Genomic DNA, 18,016 nt, shown 5'->3' with positions numbered 1-18,016 from the left:
GTGGTACAGCACGAAAGTGGGGGTTATCGACCTGAAGAAAAGGTCGATAACCATGGGTAAAGGATGTTAAATAGTGTTCACCATGTCCCCGAACACCTGTCTACCATGTCTCCGGACCGTACAGGGGAGAGGGTTAGGGTGAGGGGCAAAGGCCGCACATTAGATAAATGCGAACGCATCACCAAACAGGCGATCTTCACGCGCGCCACGTTCGTTACAGAACAGGTCACGGGCAATTTTCGCCATTTCAAAACGCCCGGCGATATAGATATCGTGTTCTGCCAGCGTACCGTAATCCTGCAATACAGCCGTCAGCACAGTACCAGAACGCCCGCGCCAGCCCTCTTCCGGCTGCTCAACGACAGGTTCAACTCGCAGATTCGGATGAGTGATGGTCAGCGCTTCCAGCTCGGACAGATCGTATAAATGCTTCTCTTCGCGCCCGCCCCAGTAAATGGCGATTTCGCGATCGGGGTTTTGCGCCAGCGCGGTTAGCAAAATAGAACGCACATACGAGAAGCCTGTCCCGCCTGCAATCAGCACCATCGGACGCGTTTCGTCGTCACGCAGCCAGGCATCGCCGTGGGGGATATCCACCACCACTTCGCGCTCTTTCAGGATGCGATCCATCACCGCCATCGCGTACAGGTTCAGCTCAGATGCCCCGATGTGCAGCTCGATAAAGGCTTGCTCATCCGGCGTGGAGGCCATGGAGAATGGGCGTTTATCACGCTCGTCCATCACCACCATCAGGTATTGACCCGCGCGGAAGGAAAATGCCGCTTCGGGTTCTAAACGAACGCGGTATACCGTGTCGGTAATGGCATCTACCGAGGTGACTTTACAGCTTAAGGTTGTCATGAGCTCCCTCTGTCGGGTCTATAAGGCAAACACGGCGGCGCTCAGGCGCCTTTGCCGTCATTAAAGATGGCCAATTCATCCCAAATGGCGTCAACACGCGCTATCACTTCGGGATCTTTTTTGATCGGGCGTCCCCATTCACGCTGGGTTTCGCCTGGCCATTTATTGGTGGCATCCAGCCCCATTTTCGACCCCAGACCGGAAACCGGTGAGGCAAAGTCCAGATAATCAATCGGCGTATTTTCTACCAGCACCGTATCGCGGGCCGGGTCCATACGCGTCGTGATGGCCCAGATGACGTCATTCCAGTCGCGGGCATTCACGTCATCGTCGCAGACAATCACAAATTTGGTGTACATAAACTGACGCAGGAAAGACCAGACGCCCATCATCACGCGTTTGGCGTGCCCGGCGTACTGCTTTTTCATGGTCACCACCGCCAGGCGATAAGAGCACCCTTCCGGCGGCAGATAGAAATCGACAATCTCCGGGAACTGCTTTTGCAGAATCGGCACGAAGACTTCATTCAGCGCCACGCCCAACACCGCAGGCTCATCCGGTGGACGGCCAGTATAGGTGGAATGGTAAATCGCATTTTCACGCTGAGTGATATGTGTGACGGTGAACACCGGGAAGCTATCCACTTCATTGTAGTAGCCGGTGTGGTCGCCGTACGGCCCTTCCGGTGCCATTTCACCCGCTTCAATATAGCCTTCGAGCACGATCTCCGCGCTGGCTGGCACTTCGAGGTCATTGGAAATACATTTGACGACTTCCGTTTTCGTGCCGCGCAGCAGGCCTGCAAATGCGTATTCAGACAGCGTATCCGGAACGGGCGTGACTGCACCAAGGATAGTGGCAGGATCTGCGCCCAGCGCTACAGAAACAGGGAAACGTTCGCCCGGATGCGCCGCACACCACTCCTGGAAATCCAGCGCACCGCCACGGTGGGACAGCCAGCGCATGATCAGCTTGTTTTTGCCAATCAGCTGCTGGCGATAAATCCCCAGATTCTGGCGTTCTTTGTGCGGACCGCGAGTGACCGTCAGGCCCCACGTAATCAGCGGCGCAGCATCTTCCGGCCAGCAGGTCATGATAGGAATACGATTGAGATCCACCTCGTCGCCCTGCATCACTTTTTGCTGGCAAGGCGCATTACGCAACCGTTTGGTCGGCATGTTCAGCACTTGTTTGAACTGCGGCAGCTTATCGAAGAGGTCACGGAAGCCCTTCGGCGGTTCTGGCTCTTTCAGGAAGGCCAGCAGTTTCCCCACTTCACGCAACGCGCTGACATCTTCCTGCCCCATCCCCATTGCCACGCGCTTAGGCGTGCCGAACAGGTTACACAGCACCGGCATGTCGTACCCTTTCGGGTTTTCGAACAGCAGCGCCGGGCCACCCGCACGCAGCGTACGATCGGCAATTTCAGTGATTTCGAGATGAGGATCGACGGGCAGTGTGATGCGTTTAAGCTCACCCTGTTGTTCGAGTAATGTCAGAAAATCGCGCAAATCATGGTATTTCATGGGGTCAGTCATGGCCTCTTTGTAAGCGCCTCATTATACGGCGTTCGGCGGCGGGATGCTGTAGTTTTGTTAAATTAGCGTGAAGTGTGAAGCTTCCGGGCAGCCACAATCCCTTTCGCTATCGCGCCAGGCTTTTGTTATGCTTTCCGGCAGAATTTCGGGAAAGAGTGATTATGCAAGCCTGGTATTTACTGTACTGCAAACGTGGGCAACTTCAGCGGGCCCAGGAACATCTTCAACGCCAGGCGGTTAACTGCCTGACGCCCACTATTGCGCTGGAAAAGATGGTGCGGGGTAAACGCACCACGGTAGACGAACCGCTTTTTCCCAACTATATGTTCGTTGAGTTCGATCCGGAAGTGATTCACACCACCACCATCAACGCGACTCGCGGCGTCAGCCATTTCGTACGCTTTGGCTCGCAGCCGGCCATCGTGCCTTCTGCCGTTGTTCATCAGCTCTCGATTTATAAACCGGAAGGCATCACCGACCCTGAAACACCCTATGCGGGCGACAGCGTGGTGATAACCGAAGGCGCCTTTGAAGGATTAGAGGCCATTTTCACCGAGCCTGACGGCGAAGCCCGCTCCATGCTGCTGCTCAATCTGCTGAATAAGCAGGTCCTTCAGAGTGTCAAAAACACCGATTTTCGCAAAGTCTGATCTTAAAAATCGATACCGAACAGCGTTCTGACATTGTTGTCGGTTATCGCTGATAGCGTCTGCACCTCTTCCCCACGCCAGTGAGCAATACGCTCCAGAATGTGGGTAAGATGCGCGGGTTCGTTGCGACGCGAAGAGGGTTTCGGCGACAGATCGCGTGGTAACAGCCACGGCGCATCCGTTTCGACTAACAGACATTCTGCCGGGATCAACGGCAGCATGTCCCGCAGTTCCAGCCCCCGTCGTTCATCGCACACCCAGCCCGTAATGCCGATATACAAGCCGTGATCAAGACACTCTCGCAGTTCATCCTGCGTGCCGGTAAAGCAGTGAAGCACCGCACCAGGCAATGTGCCAAGCCAGGGTTTCAGCAGTGCTAAAAAGCGTTCGTGCGCTTCACGGCAGTGCATAAACACGGGCATGTTGAGTTCTGCCGCTATCGCCAGTTGGGCGCTAAAAGCGGCTTCCTGCTCCTGAGGCGTAGAGAAGTTGCGATTAAAATCGAGCCCGCACTCACCCACGGCCACAACCTCAGGCAATTGCGCCAGACGGTGAATGGCCTCTGCCACCTCCGGCGTCCAGCTGCTGGCATCATGGGGATGTACGCCCGCCGTGGACCAGCAGTGTGGATAATGTCGGGCAAGCTTTTGCGCTTCTGCGCTCTCAGCCTGATTGGTGCCGGTGATCAGCATGCCGCTGACGCCTGCGGCGAACGCACGTGCGATGACTTCATCACGGTCACGGGAAAACTGGGAACTGGTGAGATTCACACCGATATCAAACATACAAACACCCATAGTAAAACCGCCCTTTCGGGCGGCGGATTACTCTTCTTTTTCAGCGGCAGCGTCTTCTTCCGCCGCGGCATCTTCATCGCGCGACAGTCGCTTGCCGGTATAGAACCGGGCGAAAAACACGCCCACTTCAAACAGGCAGTACATCGGGATAGCCAGCAGCGTCTGCGAGAACACATCCGGCGGCGTCAGCAGCATCCCGACGACGAAAGCACCCACCAGCACATACGGCCGCTTCTTGCGTAAATCATCCGGCGTGGTGACGCCGACCCAGCAGAGCAGCACAATCGCCACAGGGACTTCAAATGACACGCCGAAGGCCATAAACAGCGCCATGACAAAATCAAGGTAGCTGCGGATATCCGTCGATACCTGCACGCCAATCGGCGCAGTGTGGGTCAGGAAGCCAAACGCCAGCGGGAACACCACGAAGTAGGCAAACGCCATGCCGATATAGAACAGCAGCGTACTGGACACCAACAGCGGCACCACCAGACGACGTTCGTGCTTATACAGCGCAGGCGCAATAAAAGCCCACACCTGATAAAGAATGACCGGCGCAGACAGAATGACCGAGACCATAAAGGTCAGCTTGATGGGCGTAAAGAACGGCGAAGCCACATCGGTGGCGATCATCGTCGCCCCAACGGGCATCTGCTTGATAAGCGGTGCGGAGACCAATTGGTAAATGTCGTTGGCAAAATAGACCAACGCCAGAAAAATAACGAACACCGCGATGATGCAGTTGATGAGTCGCTTACGCAGCTCAATCAGATGCGAAATCAGCGGTTGAGTTTCTTCTACGCCCATGATTACGGTTTATCGCTGTTTGCTGGGGAGGGATCCGAAGCTGGCGCGGCAGCTTTCACCTTAACCGACGCGTCAGAAACAGGGGTTTCTTCAGGTTTCTTCTCAGGCTCTGCGACCCCTTCTGGGGCCTGCGGCTCAGCGCTGGCCTGATGTTCCGCCGTGACAGGCGTAACACCCTGACGCTGCTCTTCGCTGCCTTTCACCACCGGGTTAAGGATGGTGTTGGCTTCATCACCGGCACGTTCGGCATCATGCTGAGTATAAGAACGCTTCATGGACTCCGCCGCTTCACGCAGCTCATCCATCGACTCTTTTAACTCAGGCGACAGGTTTCCAAGACTCGCCTTCTCCACTTTCTTCAGGCTGTCCTGGAACTCCTGAAGCTTCAGCTCCTGAGCCAGTTCATTTTGTACGGTGGTGGCCAGCGAGCGAATCGCCTTGATCCAGCCTGCCACCGTTTTGACTGCCACAGGTAAACGTTTTGGCCCGAGAACAATCAGGCCAATCACGAAGACCAGTATCAGCTCACTGAAACCAATGTCGAACACGAATTACACCTGCTCTTTATCGTGGCTTTTTGCGTCGTCTTTTTTCGCAGCATCCTGATTTTCAGACAGGGATTTCTGCGGGAAATCAGCGTCCTGTGCGGAAGCGTCTTTCTTCTCCTGTTTGTCGTCTTCATCACCCATGGCTTTCTTGAAGCCTTTGATAGACGCACCCAGGTCAGATCCCAGTGAGCTCAGCTTTTTCGTCCCGAAAAGCAGAACCACGATGACAACGACGATCAATAACTGCCAAATACTGATACCACCCATACATGTTCCTCTGTGTCAGATGATAATGAATCCACTGGCGTGCAGATTACACGCCCTCGTATAAATGATGCAAAAATCAGCGGCCTTTTCGCCAGCCAAAGAACCAGGCGACAACGCCTGCGGCCATCACCCCCGCGGGATAAAAACCGAAATCAGGGCGCGTTATCAGCAACAGCGTACCGCTCAGCATAAACACAGCCCCGACGCCAAACAGGTAGCGAGACTGCCCCTGACGGACACGATGGGCTCCTAATTCGAGGGCGATTTTATCAATGCTTCGCTGAAGGCTTTTGCCCTGGCGCAAACTGTCGTAAATCAGTTCAGGCATTTCCGGCATTTTTTCGATCCAGAACGGCGCTTTCTCTTTAAACGCACGCACCAGCGCCGGCAGCCCGACCTGATCTTTCAGCCATGACTCAAGGAAAGGTTTCGCTGTTTTCCATAAGTCTAACTGAGGATAGAGCTGACGTCCTACCCCCTCAACGTAAAGTAGTGTTTTCTGGAGTAAAACCAGCTGCGGCTGCACTTCCATATTGAAGCGGCGCGCAGTGTTGAACAGATTCAACAATACGTGACCAAAGGAGATCTCCGCCAGCGGCTTTTCGAAAATGGGCTCGCAAACGGTGCGAATAGCGAATTCGAATTCTTCAACATTGGTATCTGACGGCACCCAGCCTGAATCCACATGCAATTCAGCTACTTTGCGATAATCGCGGTTAAAGAAGGCGATAAAGTTCTCGGCCAGATAGCGCTTATCGTCTTTGTTCAGCGAGCCGACAATCCCGCAGTCGATACCGATATACTTCGGATCTTCCGGATGTTCATAGCTGACAAAAATGTTGCCCGGGTGCATGTCCGCGTGGAAGAAGCTGTCGCGGAACACCTGAGTAAAGAAGACCTGCACGCCACGCTCGGCCAGCAGCTTCATGTTGGTGTTTTGCTTCTCCAGCGTGTCGATATCCGACACCGGAATGCCGTAGATACGTTCCATCACCAGCATGTCTTCACGGCAGTAGTCGGAATACACTTCCGGCACGTAAAGCATCGGGCTGTCATCAAAGTTGCGACGCAGCTGAATGGCGTTAGCTGCTTCGCGCAGCAAATTCAGTTCATCAAGTAGCGTTTTTTCATACTCACGCACCACTTCCTGCGGACGCAGGCGGCGGCCATCGGGCAACAAACGAGGCACCCAGCGCGCGAGTCGGTAAATCAGTTTCATGTCCGCTTTGATAACCGGCAGGATGTCCGGGCGGATAACCTTGATAACGACTTCTTTGCCGTTTTCTTTCAGGCGAGCCGTGTGAACCTGAGCGATAGACGCTGAGGCCAGAGGCTCCACCTGGAAATCATCAAACCAGCTCTCAACGGGAATATCCCCCATCGATTTTTCGATTTGCGCCTGCGCCAGTTTGCCGTCGAAAGGGGCAACCCGGTCCTGCAACATCGCAAGCTGATCGGCAATCTGTGGTGGGAAAAGGTCGCGGCGAGTGGAAAGCATCTGGCCAAATTTGATCCACACCGGGCCAAGCTGCTGCAACGCCAGGCGCAGGCGTTCACCTAAAGGCAAGTCTTTGTGGCGATTTGGCATCCAGAACAACATCCGCCGCCAGATACGCAGCGGCAGGGTGATACGCATTTTGGGAATGAGCTCATCAAGCCCGTAACTCAAAAAGGTGTGGATGATAAAATACAGGCGCCGAAATTCCCCTGGCGTCATTTCCCCTCCAGTTTTTCCAGCCGTTTGCTCAATGCATCAACAGCCCGCGCTACGGCAGCGCTCTCTTCGGCAAACCAGGCCACTTCAAGCTGACCCGGCGCCATTCGCCACTCTTCGGTAATCACTTCCGCGACGTACTTCTGCTGACGCTGTACGCCACGTTGAAAAAACTTCGCCCCGCCCCGCAGCACTTTGCTCAGCCCTTCAGCAGCGATATCGCCGGTGTAGGGCGCAAGCAGCTCGGCAGGGTCGAACTCGGCTAAATCGGCCAGTGCGACAAAATTCTGCACCACCTGCAAATCGCCCTGCACTTCGAGATCGCCGGAGCGAATCAGCGACGTCAGCTGTTGGCGATTACGCAATTGTGGCAGAACGCCGATGCGGGTGGTGACAGTACAGTCCGCCTCGCCTTCCCACGCCCCCAGCACATCAATTTGCTGCTCACTGAAAGCCAGCACCAGCGGCGAGGTGAACTCTTTCAACTCCACGCGCAGCACTTTGCCCAGCAGACGCTGGCGGGCAGGTTTTAACGCCCTGTCGCGCCATAAAAAAGTGTTCAGGACGCTTTCAATGCCCGCGGTGACTAAGGGTTGAAAAGGCATGGCTTCTCCTGTCAGAACTTGTAGCCGCGGTGCAGCGCAACAATACCGGCTGTCAGGTTGTAGTAATCGACGCTTTCAAACCCGGCATCCTGCATCATCGCCTTCAGGGTTTCCTGATCCGGGTGCATGCGAATGGATTCCGCCAGATAGCGATAGCTGTCGCCATCGTTCGCCACCACTTCGCCCACTTTCGGCAGCACGTGGAAGGAATAGGCGTCGTAAGCTTTGCTCAGCGGATCGAGAATCGGTTTGGAGAACTCCAGCACCAGCAGGCGTCCGCCCGGCTTCAGCACGCGATACATAGAGCGCAGCGCTTTGTCTTTGTCGGTGACGTTACGCAGGCCGAAAGAGATGGTGATGCAGTCAAAGGTGTTGTCCGGGAAAGGCAGCGCTTCGGCATTGGCCTGAACGTATTCCACGTTGCCAATAACGCCAATATTGCGCAGCTTTTCGCGGCCCATTTTCAGCATGGAGGCATTAATGTCAGCCAGCACAACGCTGCCGGTTTCGCCCACCAGGCGGGAGAATTTCGCCGTCAGGTCGCCGGTTCCGCCTGCCAGATCCAGCACTTTCTGCCCACGGCGCACGCCGCTGCAATCGATGGTGAAGCGCTTCCACAAACGATGGATACCGAACGACATCAGGTCGTTCATAACATCGTACTTAGCGGCGACAGAATGGAATACATGCGCCACCATGTCCTCTTTCTGCGATTTAGCGACCGTCTGGAAGCCAAAGTGCGTCGTTTCTTGTGAATCCTCAACCATCTCAATGCCTGCCTTTGAAGAAAATAATCCCCGGAGTGTAACAGATTGGGCGCGTTTCCCCTATGCCTCAACCGCGCTGAGAAACGCGAAACGGCTCATTTTGCGATGGGGCTTCAGGGGCTAACAAATTGTCTTCACTGTCGCTGAAAACGGTTTGCTCATCAGAAAGCGTGTTGTCTTCCGCCGTGGCCTGTTCCACTAAATCCGGATTAATCTCGCGTTTCACTTCAACACCCAATTCCCGGAAGGACTCGGCTTGCGCCAGGAGATTGCCGCGCCCGGACGTTAGCTTTTTCATTGCCTGGCGGTAGTTGTCCTGTGCTTTATTAAGCCCTTGCCCGATGGCGGACATATCATCCACAAACAAACGCATTTTGTCGTACAGACGGCTCGCTCTGTCGGCAATCTGCTGGGCGTTGCGGCTCTGATGCTCGTAGCGCCAGAGGTTGGCGATGGTTCGCAGCGCCACCAGCAGCGTGGTTGGGCTTACCAGCATGATGTTGTTTTTCAACGCTTCGGTGATAAGCTCGGGCTGCCTGTCGAGGGCCAGAAGGAAAGCAGGCTCGACCGGAATAAACATCAGCACGTAATCGAGAGATCGCAAGCCCGGCAGCTGTTGGTAATCTTTGCGCCCGAGCAGGCGAATATGGTTGCGCAGAGAGGCAATATGTTCCGTGAGCGCGGCTTCGCGGGTGTAGTCATCGTCGGCGTTAAAGTAACGCTCGTACGCCACCAGCGTCATTTTGGCGTCGATCACCACGTCTTTACCCTGTGGCAAACGAACAATCACATCCGGCTGTAGGCGAGCACGGGCTTCGGTTTCGATGCTGACCTGCGTCTGATACTCATAGCCTTCGCGCAACCCTGACGCTTCCAGCACCCGCGTCAGCACCACTTCGCCCCAGTTACCCTGCGTTTTATTGTCGCCTTTCAGTGCTTTGGTGAGGTTGACCGCCTCCTGCGCCATCTGCGCATTCAACTGCTGGAGATTGCGAATTTCATGGGCCAGCGTATGGCGTTCCTGCGCTTCTTTACCGAAGCTGTCCTGAACCTGACGGCGAAAGCCATCAAGTTGCTCACGCAGCGGCGTTAGCAGGCCATGCAGGCTCTGGCGATTCTGCTCATCAACCCGACGATTACTGTGTTCGAAAATACGGTTGGCGAGGTTTTCAAACTGCTCGCTCAGGCGCTGCTCGCTGTTCACCATCTGACGGATTTTGTCTTCGGCATGCAGCTGCGAGGATTCCAGACGCGTGGTGACTTCGCGCAGATCGGCCTCTAAGGAAGCGTTAATATCACGCAGGCTGCGCAATTCATTGTTCAGCAGTTCGCATTCCTCGCGCCAGTGGGCGTTCTGCGCCAGCTGCTGCTTCGCCGCGCTGAGTTCGATATCGAGATCGTGGCGATCTTCCAGAAAATCCGCCCGCAGCCTGTCGGCATGAGATTTGGTGGCCAGCCAGCCAAAAATACCCCCGACCAGCAGTGCGACCACTGCGCTTATGATAATTGAAATGTCCACCGCTCCCCCTGCGTCAACGACTTACCGGCACAACATAGAATTGTGCTGTATAAACGTCCAGTTGGAAAGGCATTTCCTGCGAGTAGGGGTGTAAAACATCAGGCACTTTTTAGCTCTTCAAAAAGCTCTGGATGTTTATCGATGACTTTAAACAACAGCACCAGAGGACGAGGCGGAGCCACCTTTCCCGTTTCATAGCGGCTAAACGCATTAACACCCCCGCCAAAAATTTCTGCCGCTTCTCGTTGATCAAGATTCAGCTTCTTACGGACAGAAGCAATGAAAGCAGGGTCAACTTCATTGCTGTTAACCACTTTCTTGAAAGAGCGCAAATGGCGGGCGTACTTATCCCCCTGCTCGCCAGTAAGAAGGATTTCTCCACAGGCATCGCAGAAATCGCCCGTCAGGCCATAAATCGTGGTTTTCTGATCTTTGTACTCGCGGACAACATCACGGGTTTCGTGTTTCAGTTCCGCGCCACCACAAACCGGACATTTCATATCAGCGCTCCTTAAATGAGACGATGAGGACGTCATCCTGCACGATAAGCTTGAGATAGATCCTCTGGCCCTGGCAGACAGGTCGATAAACTTCGTGCCAGAGCGTGTGATCGCGATAAGCCGTCATGCTTTTATAAAAATCACCGGGTTTCAGCGCCAGCACAATGGCACAGAGTTTTGGGAGGAGCGGCTCTGCAAAGCCGAGGTCGTCCGCTCCTTCATAAGCACTTGCTGTCGCCCTGACTTTCCCTTCACGCACTTTTTGTTTGATGATGTGCAGCCGGGTATGGGGAGTTCCTTTTTCCATCAGTATTAACCTAAAAGGTTTATTTAGCAAACAGGTTAATGCTGACTTCTTTCGCTAAGCAAGGATGCAGAAACGAAAAAAGCCCCGCAATTTGCGAGGCTTCTCGAAGAAATGAAAAGAGATGAACTACAGCAGGCGGCGAGCCGCTTCCACCACGATTTTCACCGCGTGGCTTTCGGTCTTTTTCATGGTTTCTGCATTCGGAATTTCTTGCTGGGTACGGTTCACGATGACGCCCGCTACCATCCCCGCACGCAGGCCCTGGCTGGAACACATGGTCAGCAGGGTGGCAGATTCCATTTCGTAGTTCATCACGCCCATTGACTGCCACTCTTCCATGGAGCCTTTGTAGCGGCTAACCACACGGCCAGAGAAGGTGTCATAACGTTCCTGACCCGGATAGAAAGTATCAGAAGACGCGGTGACGCCGATGTGAGTGGTTGCGCCAACAGCTTTCGCCGCTTCAACCAGCGCAGTGGTACAGGCGAAATCAGCCACAGCAGGATACTCCATCGGAGCAAAGTGCAGGCTCGCGCCATCAAGACGCACGGATGCGGTCGTGACCAGCACGTCGCCGACATTAATGTTTGGCTGAATAGCGCCAGTGGTGCCCACGCGCAGGAAAGTACGAATGCCGAGCTGCGCCAGTTCTTCTACCGCGATAGACGTTGACGGGCCACCGATACCGGTTGAGCAAACGATAACTGGTTTGCCATCCAGCTCTGCACGCCAGGAGGTGAATTCACGATGCGATGCCAGCTTGACCGGCTTGTCCATCAGCGCAGCGATCTTTTCCACACGCTCCGGATCGCCCGGGACGATAGCGAGCGTCGCCCCTTGCAGATCGCTTTTGGTGAGACCGAGATGAAAAACATCAGACTTAGACATAGTAAAACTCCTCTCTGGGCAGAATTATCAGCAGAAGCAAAAACGTACTTTACCGAAGCTACAGATTGATTTTAGTGACAGCCATCACTCTGAATGAATATGTTTGCATTGAATTTCTCTTGAAAAGTGATTTACATCACATTAACAAGCAGCAGTATTCGCTACTGCACATAAGATAGCCGTTTTCTGGCACTGTGAATTGTTAACCTGCGGACTATATTTATCTTTGCGCTAATCATTGGTACGGAGAATGCCATGACTGAAAAGATCGGCTTTGCACCTGCTGCTGTCCCCCATGCCTCGACCATTGTTCACACCTCGGATGAGGCTATCGTGGCGGGAGAAACGTCCATTCCGTCTCAGGGCGAAAACATGCCCGCTTATCACGCCCGCCCTAAAAATGCCGACGGCCCGCTGCCGGTGGTGATTGTGGTTCAGGAAATTTTTGGCGTGCACGAACACATTCGCGACTTGTGCCGCCGCCTGGCGAACGAAGGCTATCTGGCAATTGCGCCGGAACTCTATTTCCGTCAGGGCGACCCGAATGATTATGCTGATATCCCAACCCTGTTCAGCGGCCTGGTTTCAAAAGTCCCTGATGCACAGGTGCTGGCCGACCTCGATCACGTCGCTAGCTGGGCTTCCCGCAATGGCGGCGATGCGAATCGTCTGTTGGTAACCGGTTTCTGCTGGGGAGGACGCATCGCCTGGCTGTATGCCGCACACAATCCACAGCTAAAAGCGGCCGTGGCGTGGTACGGCAAACTGGTGGGCGAGAAATCGCTGAACTCGCCGAAACACCCTGTCGATGTGGCTACCGACCTCACCGCGCCAGTGCTTGGCCTGTATGGCGGAGAAGACACAGGCATTTCACTCGAGAGCGTGGAAACGATGCGCCAGGCCCTGCGCGCCGCCAATGCCAAAGCAGAAATCATCGTTTACCCGGAGGCTGGGCACGCTTTCAACGCCGACTATCGCCCGAGCTATCACGAAGAGTCAGCCAAAGATGGCTGGGAGAGAATGCTGACGTGGTTTAAGCAGTACGGCGGGAAGAAAGGGTAAGCACATTTCTGAAGATTAACATCAGAAAAGCCCGGTGGCGGCTTTCGCCTTACCGGGCCTACAGTTTTCATGCCTTCCAGGCCCGGCTCAGCTCAAGCCTGACCGGGCAATCACTTAATCAAGCCTGACGCAAATTCTGCGCAGCCTTCACCATATTCGCCAGTGCGGCGCGGGTTTCTGGCCAGCCGCGGGTTTTCAGGCCGCAGTCTGGGTTCACCCACAGGCGTTCTGCCGGAATGCGCTGTGCGGCTTTTTGCAGCAGGGCTTCAATCCATTCCACGCTTGGCACGTTCGGGGAGTGAATATCGTACACGCCCGGTCCGATTTCGTTCGGGTAATCGAACTCTTCGAACGACTCCAGCAGCTCCATGTCAGAACGTGAGGTTTCAATGGTGATCACGTCGGCATCCAGCGCGGCGATGGAATCCATGATGTCGTTGAACTCGCAGTAACACATGTGGGTGTGGATCTGCGTTTCATCTTTCGCGACGGCGGCGTTAATACGGAAAGCTTCCACGCCCCAGGCCAGATACGCTTCCCAGTCACTTTGACGCAGCGGCAACCCTTCACGCAGAGCGGGTTCATCAATCTGAATGATGCCAATGCCTGCGGCTTCCAGATCGGCCACTTCATCACGCAGCGCCAGGGCAATCTGTTTGGCGATGGTTTCGCGGGAGACGTCTTCGCGCGGGAAAGACCAGCACAGGATCGTCACCGGGCCTGTCAGCATGCCTTTTACCGGTTTGTCGGTCAGAGACTGCGCGTACTTCGCCCACTCCACGGTGATCGCTTCCGGGCGGCTGATGTCGCCGATAACCACTGGCGGCTTCACGCAGCGGGAGCCGTAGCTCTGTACCCAGCCGTTTTGGGTGAAGACGAAGCCGTCGAGGTGCTCGCCGAAGTATTCCACCATGTCGTTACGCTCTGCTTCACCGTGGACCAACACGTCGAGGCCCAGACGCTCCTGCTCCACAATCGCCTGTTTGATGTGTTCGGCGATCCCGGTGCGGTAGTTGTTGGCGTCCAGCGCCCCTTTTTTGAAGTCCAGGCGCAGGCCGCGAATTTCGGTGGTCTGCGGGAAAGAACCGATGGTGGTAGTCGGCCACGCTGGCAGCTGGAAGCGAGCACGCTGTGCTTCGGCACGCTCCGCATAAGGGCGATTACGCTCGCTGTCTTTCGCGGTGATTGCAGCCAGACGTTTTTCTACAGCGGCATTGTGAACACGGCTTGAGTGGCGACGAGCCTGAATAGGCGCGCTCCATTCGGCAATCGCTTTGGTGTCGCCGCTGTTCAGCGCATCACGCAGCAGCGCCAGCTCTTCACATTTTTGCAGGGCGAAGGCAAACCAGCTCTTCACTTCGGCATCAAGACGCGTTTCGACGCTCAGATCGATTGGGCTGTGCAACAGCGAGCACGAAGACGCGACCCACAACTCACGTTTACCGGCGACGTCTTTAATTTGCGCGTATTTCTCAGTCAGATCGGCACGCCAGACGTTACGTCCGTTCACCAGCCCGGCGGAGAGCAGCCAGTCAGCAGGCAGACGTTTATGCAGCTCCGCCACATCGTCTTTACCGTGCACTAAATCCACATGCAGACCCTGAACAGGCAGCGCAGTGATGGTATCCAGGTTCGGCGTGACGCCTTCAAAATAGGTCGTCAGCAGCAGTTTGGTTTGTCCCTGAAGCGCGTCATAAGCAGGCTTGAAAGCGTCCAGCCACTGGCGCGGCAGTTCCAGCACCAGGATCGGTTCGTCGATTTGTACCCACTCCACACCACGTTTTGCCAGCTCTGCCAGCACTTGCTGGTATACCGGCAGGATGTCATTCAGCAGGCTCAGGCGGTCAAATTGCTCACCTTTCACTTTACCCAGCCACAGGTAAGACACCGGGCCAAGCAGCACAGGTTTGACTTTGTGGCCCAGCGCCAGCGCTTCGTCCACTTCGTCGAGCAGCTGCGTCCAGGTCAGTCTGAACTGCTGGCCCTGGGTAAATTCCGGCACCATGTAGTGATAGTTGGTGTTAAACCATTTGGTCATTTCCGCCGCTGCCGCAGGCTCACCCGTTGGCGCACGGCCACGGCCAATGCGGAACAAGGTGTCGATATCAACCGAGCCATCTTTGTTCTGATGACGAGCCGGAACGTTGCCGAGCAGCAGGCTGGTCGTCAGAACATGGTCGTACCAGGCGAAGTCGCCCACGGGCAGCAAATCCACTCCGGCCTCTTTCTGCTGTTGCCAGTGACGAGCGCGCAGCTCGCGGCCAACTGCCAGCAATTCCTCACGGGTGGCGTTACCCGCCCAGTAGCTTTCTTGTGCTTTTTTCAGCTCGCGGCGCAGGCCAACGCGAGGAAATCCGAGGGTGTGGTTCTTGATTGTCATGTTGTTGCCTCTCAGGGAATTCGTTATTTAGCCATCCAGATGTTTACACATCCATAATTGGCGGTTACTGTATGATCCACAAGCGCAACATTTTCATGCCGAAGTGAAGGACTTTCATGATCGAAATTAAACACCTGAAAACGCTGCAAGCGTTGCGGAACAGCGGCTCGCTTGCGGCAGCGGCGGCGATGCTGCACCAGACGCAATCTGCGCTTTCTCACCAGTTCAGCGATCTGGAGCAGCGCCTTGGCTTTCGGCTGTTTGTGCGTAAAAGCCAGCCGCTGCGGTTTACGCCGCAGGGCGAAATTCTGTTGCAGCTGGCGAATCAGGTGCTGCCACAGATCAGCCGTGCTCTGCAGGCGTGCAATGAGCCGCAGCAAACCACCCTGCGTCTCGCCATCGAGTGCCACAGCTGTATTCAGTGGCTGACCCCCGCGCTGGAAAACTTCCGCGCGAGCTGGCCGCAGGTGGAGATGGATTTCAAATCCGGCGTCACCTTTGACCCGCAGCCTGCGTTGCAGCAGGGCGAGCTGGATATCGTGCTGACCTCGGACATTCTGCCGCGCAGCGGTCTGCACTATTCGCCGATGTTTGATTATGAAGTGCGTCTGGTGTTGGCTCCGGAACATCCGCTGGCGGCGCGCGCGCGTATTACGCCGGAAGATATCGCCAGCGAAACCCTGCTGATTTATCCGGTGCAGCGTCAACGGCTGGATATCTGGCGGCACTTCCTGCAACCAGCTGGCGTCAGCCCGTCGCTGAAAAGCGTCGATAACACGCTGCTGTTGATTCAGATGGTGGCGGCCAGAATGGGTATTGCGGCCCTGCCGCACTGGGTGGTGGAGAGTTTTGAACGCCAGGGTCTGGTGGTGACCAAAACCCTGGGCGAAGGCCTGTGGAGCCGGCTGTACGCCGCCGTGCGCGATGGCGAGCAGCGTCAACCCGTCACAGAAGCGTTTATTCGCTCAGCGCGGAACCACGCCTGCGATCATCTGCCGTTTGTGAGGAACGCGGAGCGACCCAACGGCGATGGACCCACAGTGAAGCCACAATCACCAGCGCCCCTGTGATAAAGCTCGGCCAGTGCGGCTGCTGTTGCCAGATGGCAAGATTCACCAGCAGCCCGGCTGGCACGTGCATGTTGTTCATGATGCCGAGCGTCCCGGCGTCCACCTGCGTTGCCCCGTAGTTCCACATGAAGTAACCCAGCCCGGAAGCCACCACGCCAAGCCACACCAGGATTCCCCACTGTAACGTGGTGGTCGGCAGCTTCTGCGGATTGCCGAGCATAAACCACGCTACCACAGCCACCAGAAACGCCCCCATATAGAACCAGGCGAACGCATTGTGCTGCGGCATCGGGTGGATCTCCATCAGGCGCTTATAGCCCACCATCCCAATGGCAAAGCTGAGGTTGGAAAGCTGAACCAGCAGCAGGCCCGTCCAGAAGTGCGGGCTGATATGGTCGTAGCGAATAATCGCCGCGCCAATTACCGCGAGGCCTGCGCTCAGCAGATAGCCCCAGCGCAGGCGGCGCTTGCTCATCAAATCGTAAATCAAGGTGATGTAGAGCGGCGTCAGTACGGTGAAGAGCAGGAATTCAGACACCGTCAGGTACAGATAGGCGCGGAACGCCAGCAGATACATGATGCCAAGCTGCAATGCGCCCACCAGCATGTACATCAGCACTACGCGCAGCGACTGGTTGCGCGCCCGCAGGAACGGCAGGAAAACCAGGGCGGCAAGGCCGACACGCATCAGCACGGAAAAGTAGCTGTCGACGCTGCCCGCCAGATACTCGCCGATCAGGCTGAAGGAAAACGCCCACAGCACGGTGGTGATAATCAGTAATGCCACGATGAAAGTCTCTCAGAAAGGTAAGCGGTCATTGTAGCGGAGTCTCTGGTTGACAACTGAGCAAATAAAGAACAGTCAGTGGATTTTATACAGCAAAGCCCTGACCAGCAGGGCTTTTGTGCACTGGTGCGAGTCGCGTTACGCCTGATCGAGGTACAGACGGCGCAGGTAGTGCGGCACGGCATCATCGGCGTTGGTGCCGATCACTTCCAGCTCAGGATGCAAATCCTTCAGGCGCTGATGGGCATTTTCCATAATGCAGCCTTTGCCCGCCATCGAGAGCATTTCAGCGTCGTTCATGCCGTCGCCGAAGGCGATACAATCGGCTAAACCGTAACCCATCTTTTTGGCAACGGCTTCCAGCGCGTGGCCTTTTGAGACGCCGCCCGCCATCACTTCCAGACAGGTCAACGTTGAGAAACTGACGTTCACGCGATCGCCCCAGCGAGCATTGATCGCCTGCTCCAGCGGCAGCAGCACTTCATGGCCTGGCGAGGTGAAGAACACTTTGCTCACGCCTTCCGGCTCCAGCAGGCCCGGCTCATACAGCGAATAGTTAAAGATGGCTTCTTTGAAGAAACGCATCTCTTCCGGACGGTGGCGGTTCATAAACCATTCGTCATCGCGGTAGACGTTGGTCACGATATCCGGATTGTTATTCACTACGCCGAAAAGGTCGGCGGCGATGTCGCGGTCAAGGTTATGGGCAAACACCAGATTGCCGTCGGTATCGTGCACGCGCGCGCCGTTGGAGGTGATCATGAAGGACTTGATGCCAAGCCCGTCGCGAATTTGCCCAACGTCAATATGGTGGCGGCCCGTTGCGAACACGAAGTTCACCCCTTTGGCGGTCAGCAGTTGCAGGGTTTCTTTTGCATAAGGGGAGAGACGATGGTCGGGATTGAGTAACGTGCCATCCAAATCAGACGCAACAACCTGGTACATAATA

Annotated in this window: 19 protein-coding genes; 3 read left to right on the top strand and 16 right to left on the bottom strand. The window is 55.5% G+C overall.

What is annotated here, in order from left to right:
* Positions 1-159: 159 nt before the first annotated feature.
* A complete protein-coding gene (gene fre, locus ACRCWW_RS01520; protein WP_438680813.1) occupies positions 160-861 on the bottom strand; it encodes an NAD(P)H-flavin reductase in 702 nt (233 codons plus the stop codon).
* Positions 862-902: 41 nt separating this feature from the next.
* The gene (ubiD, locus tag ACRCWW_RS01515) at positions 903-2,399 is read right to left on the bottom strand and encodes a 4-hydroxy-3-polyprenylbenzoate decarboxylase (RefSeq protein WP_438680812.1); all 1,497 of its coding nucleotides are present in this window, start codon (positions 2,397-2,399) and stop codon (positions 903-905) included.
* Positions 2,400-2,560: 161 nt separating this feature from the next.
* Between ubiD and rfaH the strand changes: the two genes are divergently transcribed.
* Positions 2,561-3,049, top strand: coding sequence for a transcription/translation regulatory transformer protein RfaH (gene rfaH, locus ACRCWW_RS01510; RefSeq protein ID WP_438680811.1), 489 nt, complete (start codon positions 2,561-2,563; stop codon positions 3,047-3,049).
* Positions 3,050-3,051: 2 nt separating this feature from the next.
* Here the strand turns inward: rfaH and tatD are convergent, their stop codons facing one another.
* From tatD to udp, 11 genes are all read right to left on the bottom strand, one after another.
* On the bottom strand, positions 3,052-3,846 hold the full coding sequence (gene tatD, locus ACRCWW_RS01505) for a 3'-5' ssDNA/RNA exonuclease TatD (RefSeq protein WP_438680810.1): 795 nt from the start codon (positions 3,844-3,846) through the stop codon (positions 3,052-3,054).
* Between the two features lie 27 nt (positions 3,847-3,873).
* Positions 3,874-4,653 (bottom strand): Sec-independent protein translocase subunit TatC, encoded by a 780-nt coding sequence (tatC, locus tag ACRCWW_RS01500; protein ID WP_438680809.1) that lies wholly within the window; start codon positions 4,651-4,653, stop codon positions 3,874-3,876.
* Between the two features lie 2 nt (positions 4,654-4,655).
* Positions 4,656-5,201, bottom strand: coding sequence for a Sec-independent protein translocase protein TatB (tatB, locus tag ACRCWW_RS01495; protein ID WP_438680808.1), 546 nt, complete (start codon positions 5,199-5,201; stop codon positions 4,656-4,658).
* Between the two features lie 3 nt (positions 5,202-5,204).
* Positions 5,205-5,468 (bottom strand): Sec-independent protein translocase subunit TatA, encoded by a 264-nt coding sequence (gene tatA / locus ACRCWW_RS01490; RefSeq protein ID WP_438680807.1) that lies wholly within the window; start codon positions 5,466-5,468, stop codon positions 5,205-5,207.
* Between the two features lie 76 nt (positions 5,469-5,544).
* On the bottom strand, positions 5,545-7,185 hold the full coding sequence (gene ubiB, locus ACRCWW_RS01485; RefSeq protein WP_438680806.1) for a ubiquinone biosynthesis regulatory protein kinase UbiB: 1,641 nt from the start codon (positions 7,183-7,185) through the stop codon (positions 5,545-5,547).
* Entirely contained in the window at positions 7,182-7,787 is a 606-nt protein-coding gene (gene ubiJ / locus ACRCWW_RS01480) for a ubiquinone biosynthesis protein UbiJ (RefSeq protein ID WP_438680805.1), read from the bottom strand. The genes ubiB and ubiJ overlap by 4 nt, the downstream gene beginning before the upstream one ends.
* Positions 7,788-7,798: 11 nt before the next feature.
* Positions 7,799-8,554 (bottom strand): bifunctional demethylmenaquinone methyltransferase/2-methoxy-6-polyprenyl-1,4-benzoquinol methylase UbiE, encoded by a 756-nt coding sequence (gene ubiE, locus ACRCWW_RS01475; RefSeq protein WP_438680804.1) that lies wholly within the window; start codon positions 8,552-8,554, stop codon positions 7,799-7,801.
* 67 nt (positions 8,555-8,621) lie between these two features.
* Positions 8,622-10,073, bottom strand: coding sequence for a DNA recombination protein RmuC (rmuC, locus tag ACRCWW_RS01470; protein ID WP_438680803.1), 1,452 nt, complete (start codon positions 10,071-10,073; stop codon positions 8,622-8,624).
* 98 nt (positions 10,074-10,171) lie between these two features.
* On the bottom strand, positions 10,172-10,573 hold the full coding sequence (locus ACRCWW_RS01465) for a type II TA system antitoxin MqsA family protein (protein WP_438680802.1): 402 nt from the start codon (positions 10,571-10,573) through the stop codon (positions 10,172-10,174).
* 1 nt (position 10,574) lies between these two features.
* Positions 10,575-10,880, bottom strand: coding sequence for a type II toxin-antitoxin system MqsR family toxin (locus ACRCWW_RS01460; protein ID WP_438680801.1), 306 nt, complete (start codon positions 10,878-10,880; stop codon positions 10,575-10,577).
* A 126-nt stretch (positions 10,881-11,006) separates the two neighbouring features.
* Positions 11,007-11,768, bottom strand: a complete 762-nt coding sequence (gene udp, locus ACRCWW_RS01455) for a uridine phosphorylase (RefSeq protein WP_330985906.1) — start codon at positions 11,766-11,768, stop codon at positions 11,007-11,009.
* 255 nt (positions 11,769-12,023) lie between these two features.
* Here udp and ACRCWW_RS01450 point away from each other — a divergent pair, with 255 nt between their 5' ends.
* Positions 12,024-12,830: a dienelactone hydrolase family protein gene (locus ACRCWW_RS01450; protein ID WP_438680800.1), complete on the top strand. Its 807-nt coding sequence runs from the start codon at positions 12,024-12,026 to the stop codon at positions 12,828-12,830.
* Between the two features lie 118 nt (positions 12,831-12,948).
* On the opposite strand, the gene metE is transcribed toward ACRCWW_RS01450, so the two are convergent.
* Entirely contained in the window at positions 12,949-15,210 is a 2,262-nt protein-coding gene (gene metE, locus ACRCWW_RS01445) for a 5-methyltetrahydropteroyltriglutamate--homocysteine S-methyltransferase (protein WP_438680799.1), read from the bottom strand.
* Positions 15,211-15,326: 116 nt separating this feature from the next.
* Between metE and metR the strand changes: the two genes are divergently transcribed.
* Complete coding sequence (gene metR, locus ACRCWW_RS01440; protein WP_438680798.1) at positions 15,327-16,280, top strand: HTH-type transcriptional regulator MetR; 954 nt, start codon at positions 15,327-15,329, stop codon at positions 16,278-16,280.
* On the opposite strand, the gene ACRCWW_RS01435 is transcribed toward metR, so the two are convergent.
* Both ACRCWW_RS01435 and yigL read right to left on the bottom strand, forming a co-directional pair.
* Positions 16,168-17,067, bottom strand: coding sequence for a carboxylate/amino acid/amine transporter (locus ACRCWW_RS01435; RefSeq protein WP_438680797.1), 900 nt, complete (start codon positions 17,065-17,067; stop codon positions 16,168-16,170). The two genes, metR and ACRCWW_RS01435, sit on opposite strands and share 113 nt — an antisense overlap.
* A gap of 138 nt (positions 17,068-17,205) precedes the next feature.
* Positions 17,206-18,012, bottom strand: a complete 807-nt coding sequence (gene yigL, locus ACRCWW_RS01430) for a sugar/pyridoxal phosphate phosphatase YigL (protein ID WP_438680796.1) — start codon at positions 18,010-18,012, stop codon at positions 17,206-17,208.
* Between the last annotated feature and the right edge of the window lie 4 nt (positions 18,013-18,016).

The organism is Scandinavium sp., assembly GCF_051650185.1.
Taxonomy (GTDB): Bacteria; Pseudomonadota; Gammaproteobacteria; order Enterobacterales; family Enterobacteriaceae; genus Scandinavium.
The sequence above is the reverse complement of the archived record's forward strand: the minus strand, read 5'-3'. Positions and strand labels throughout refer to the sequence as shown.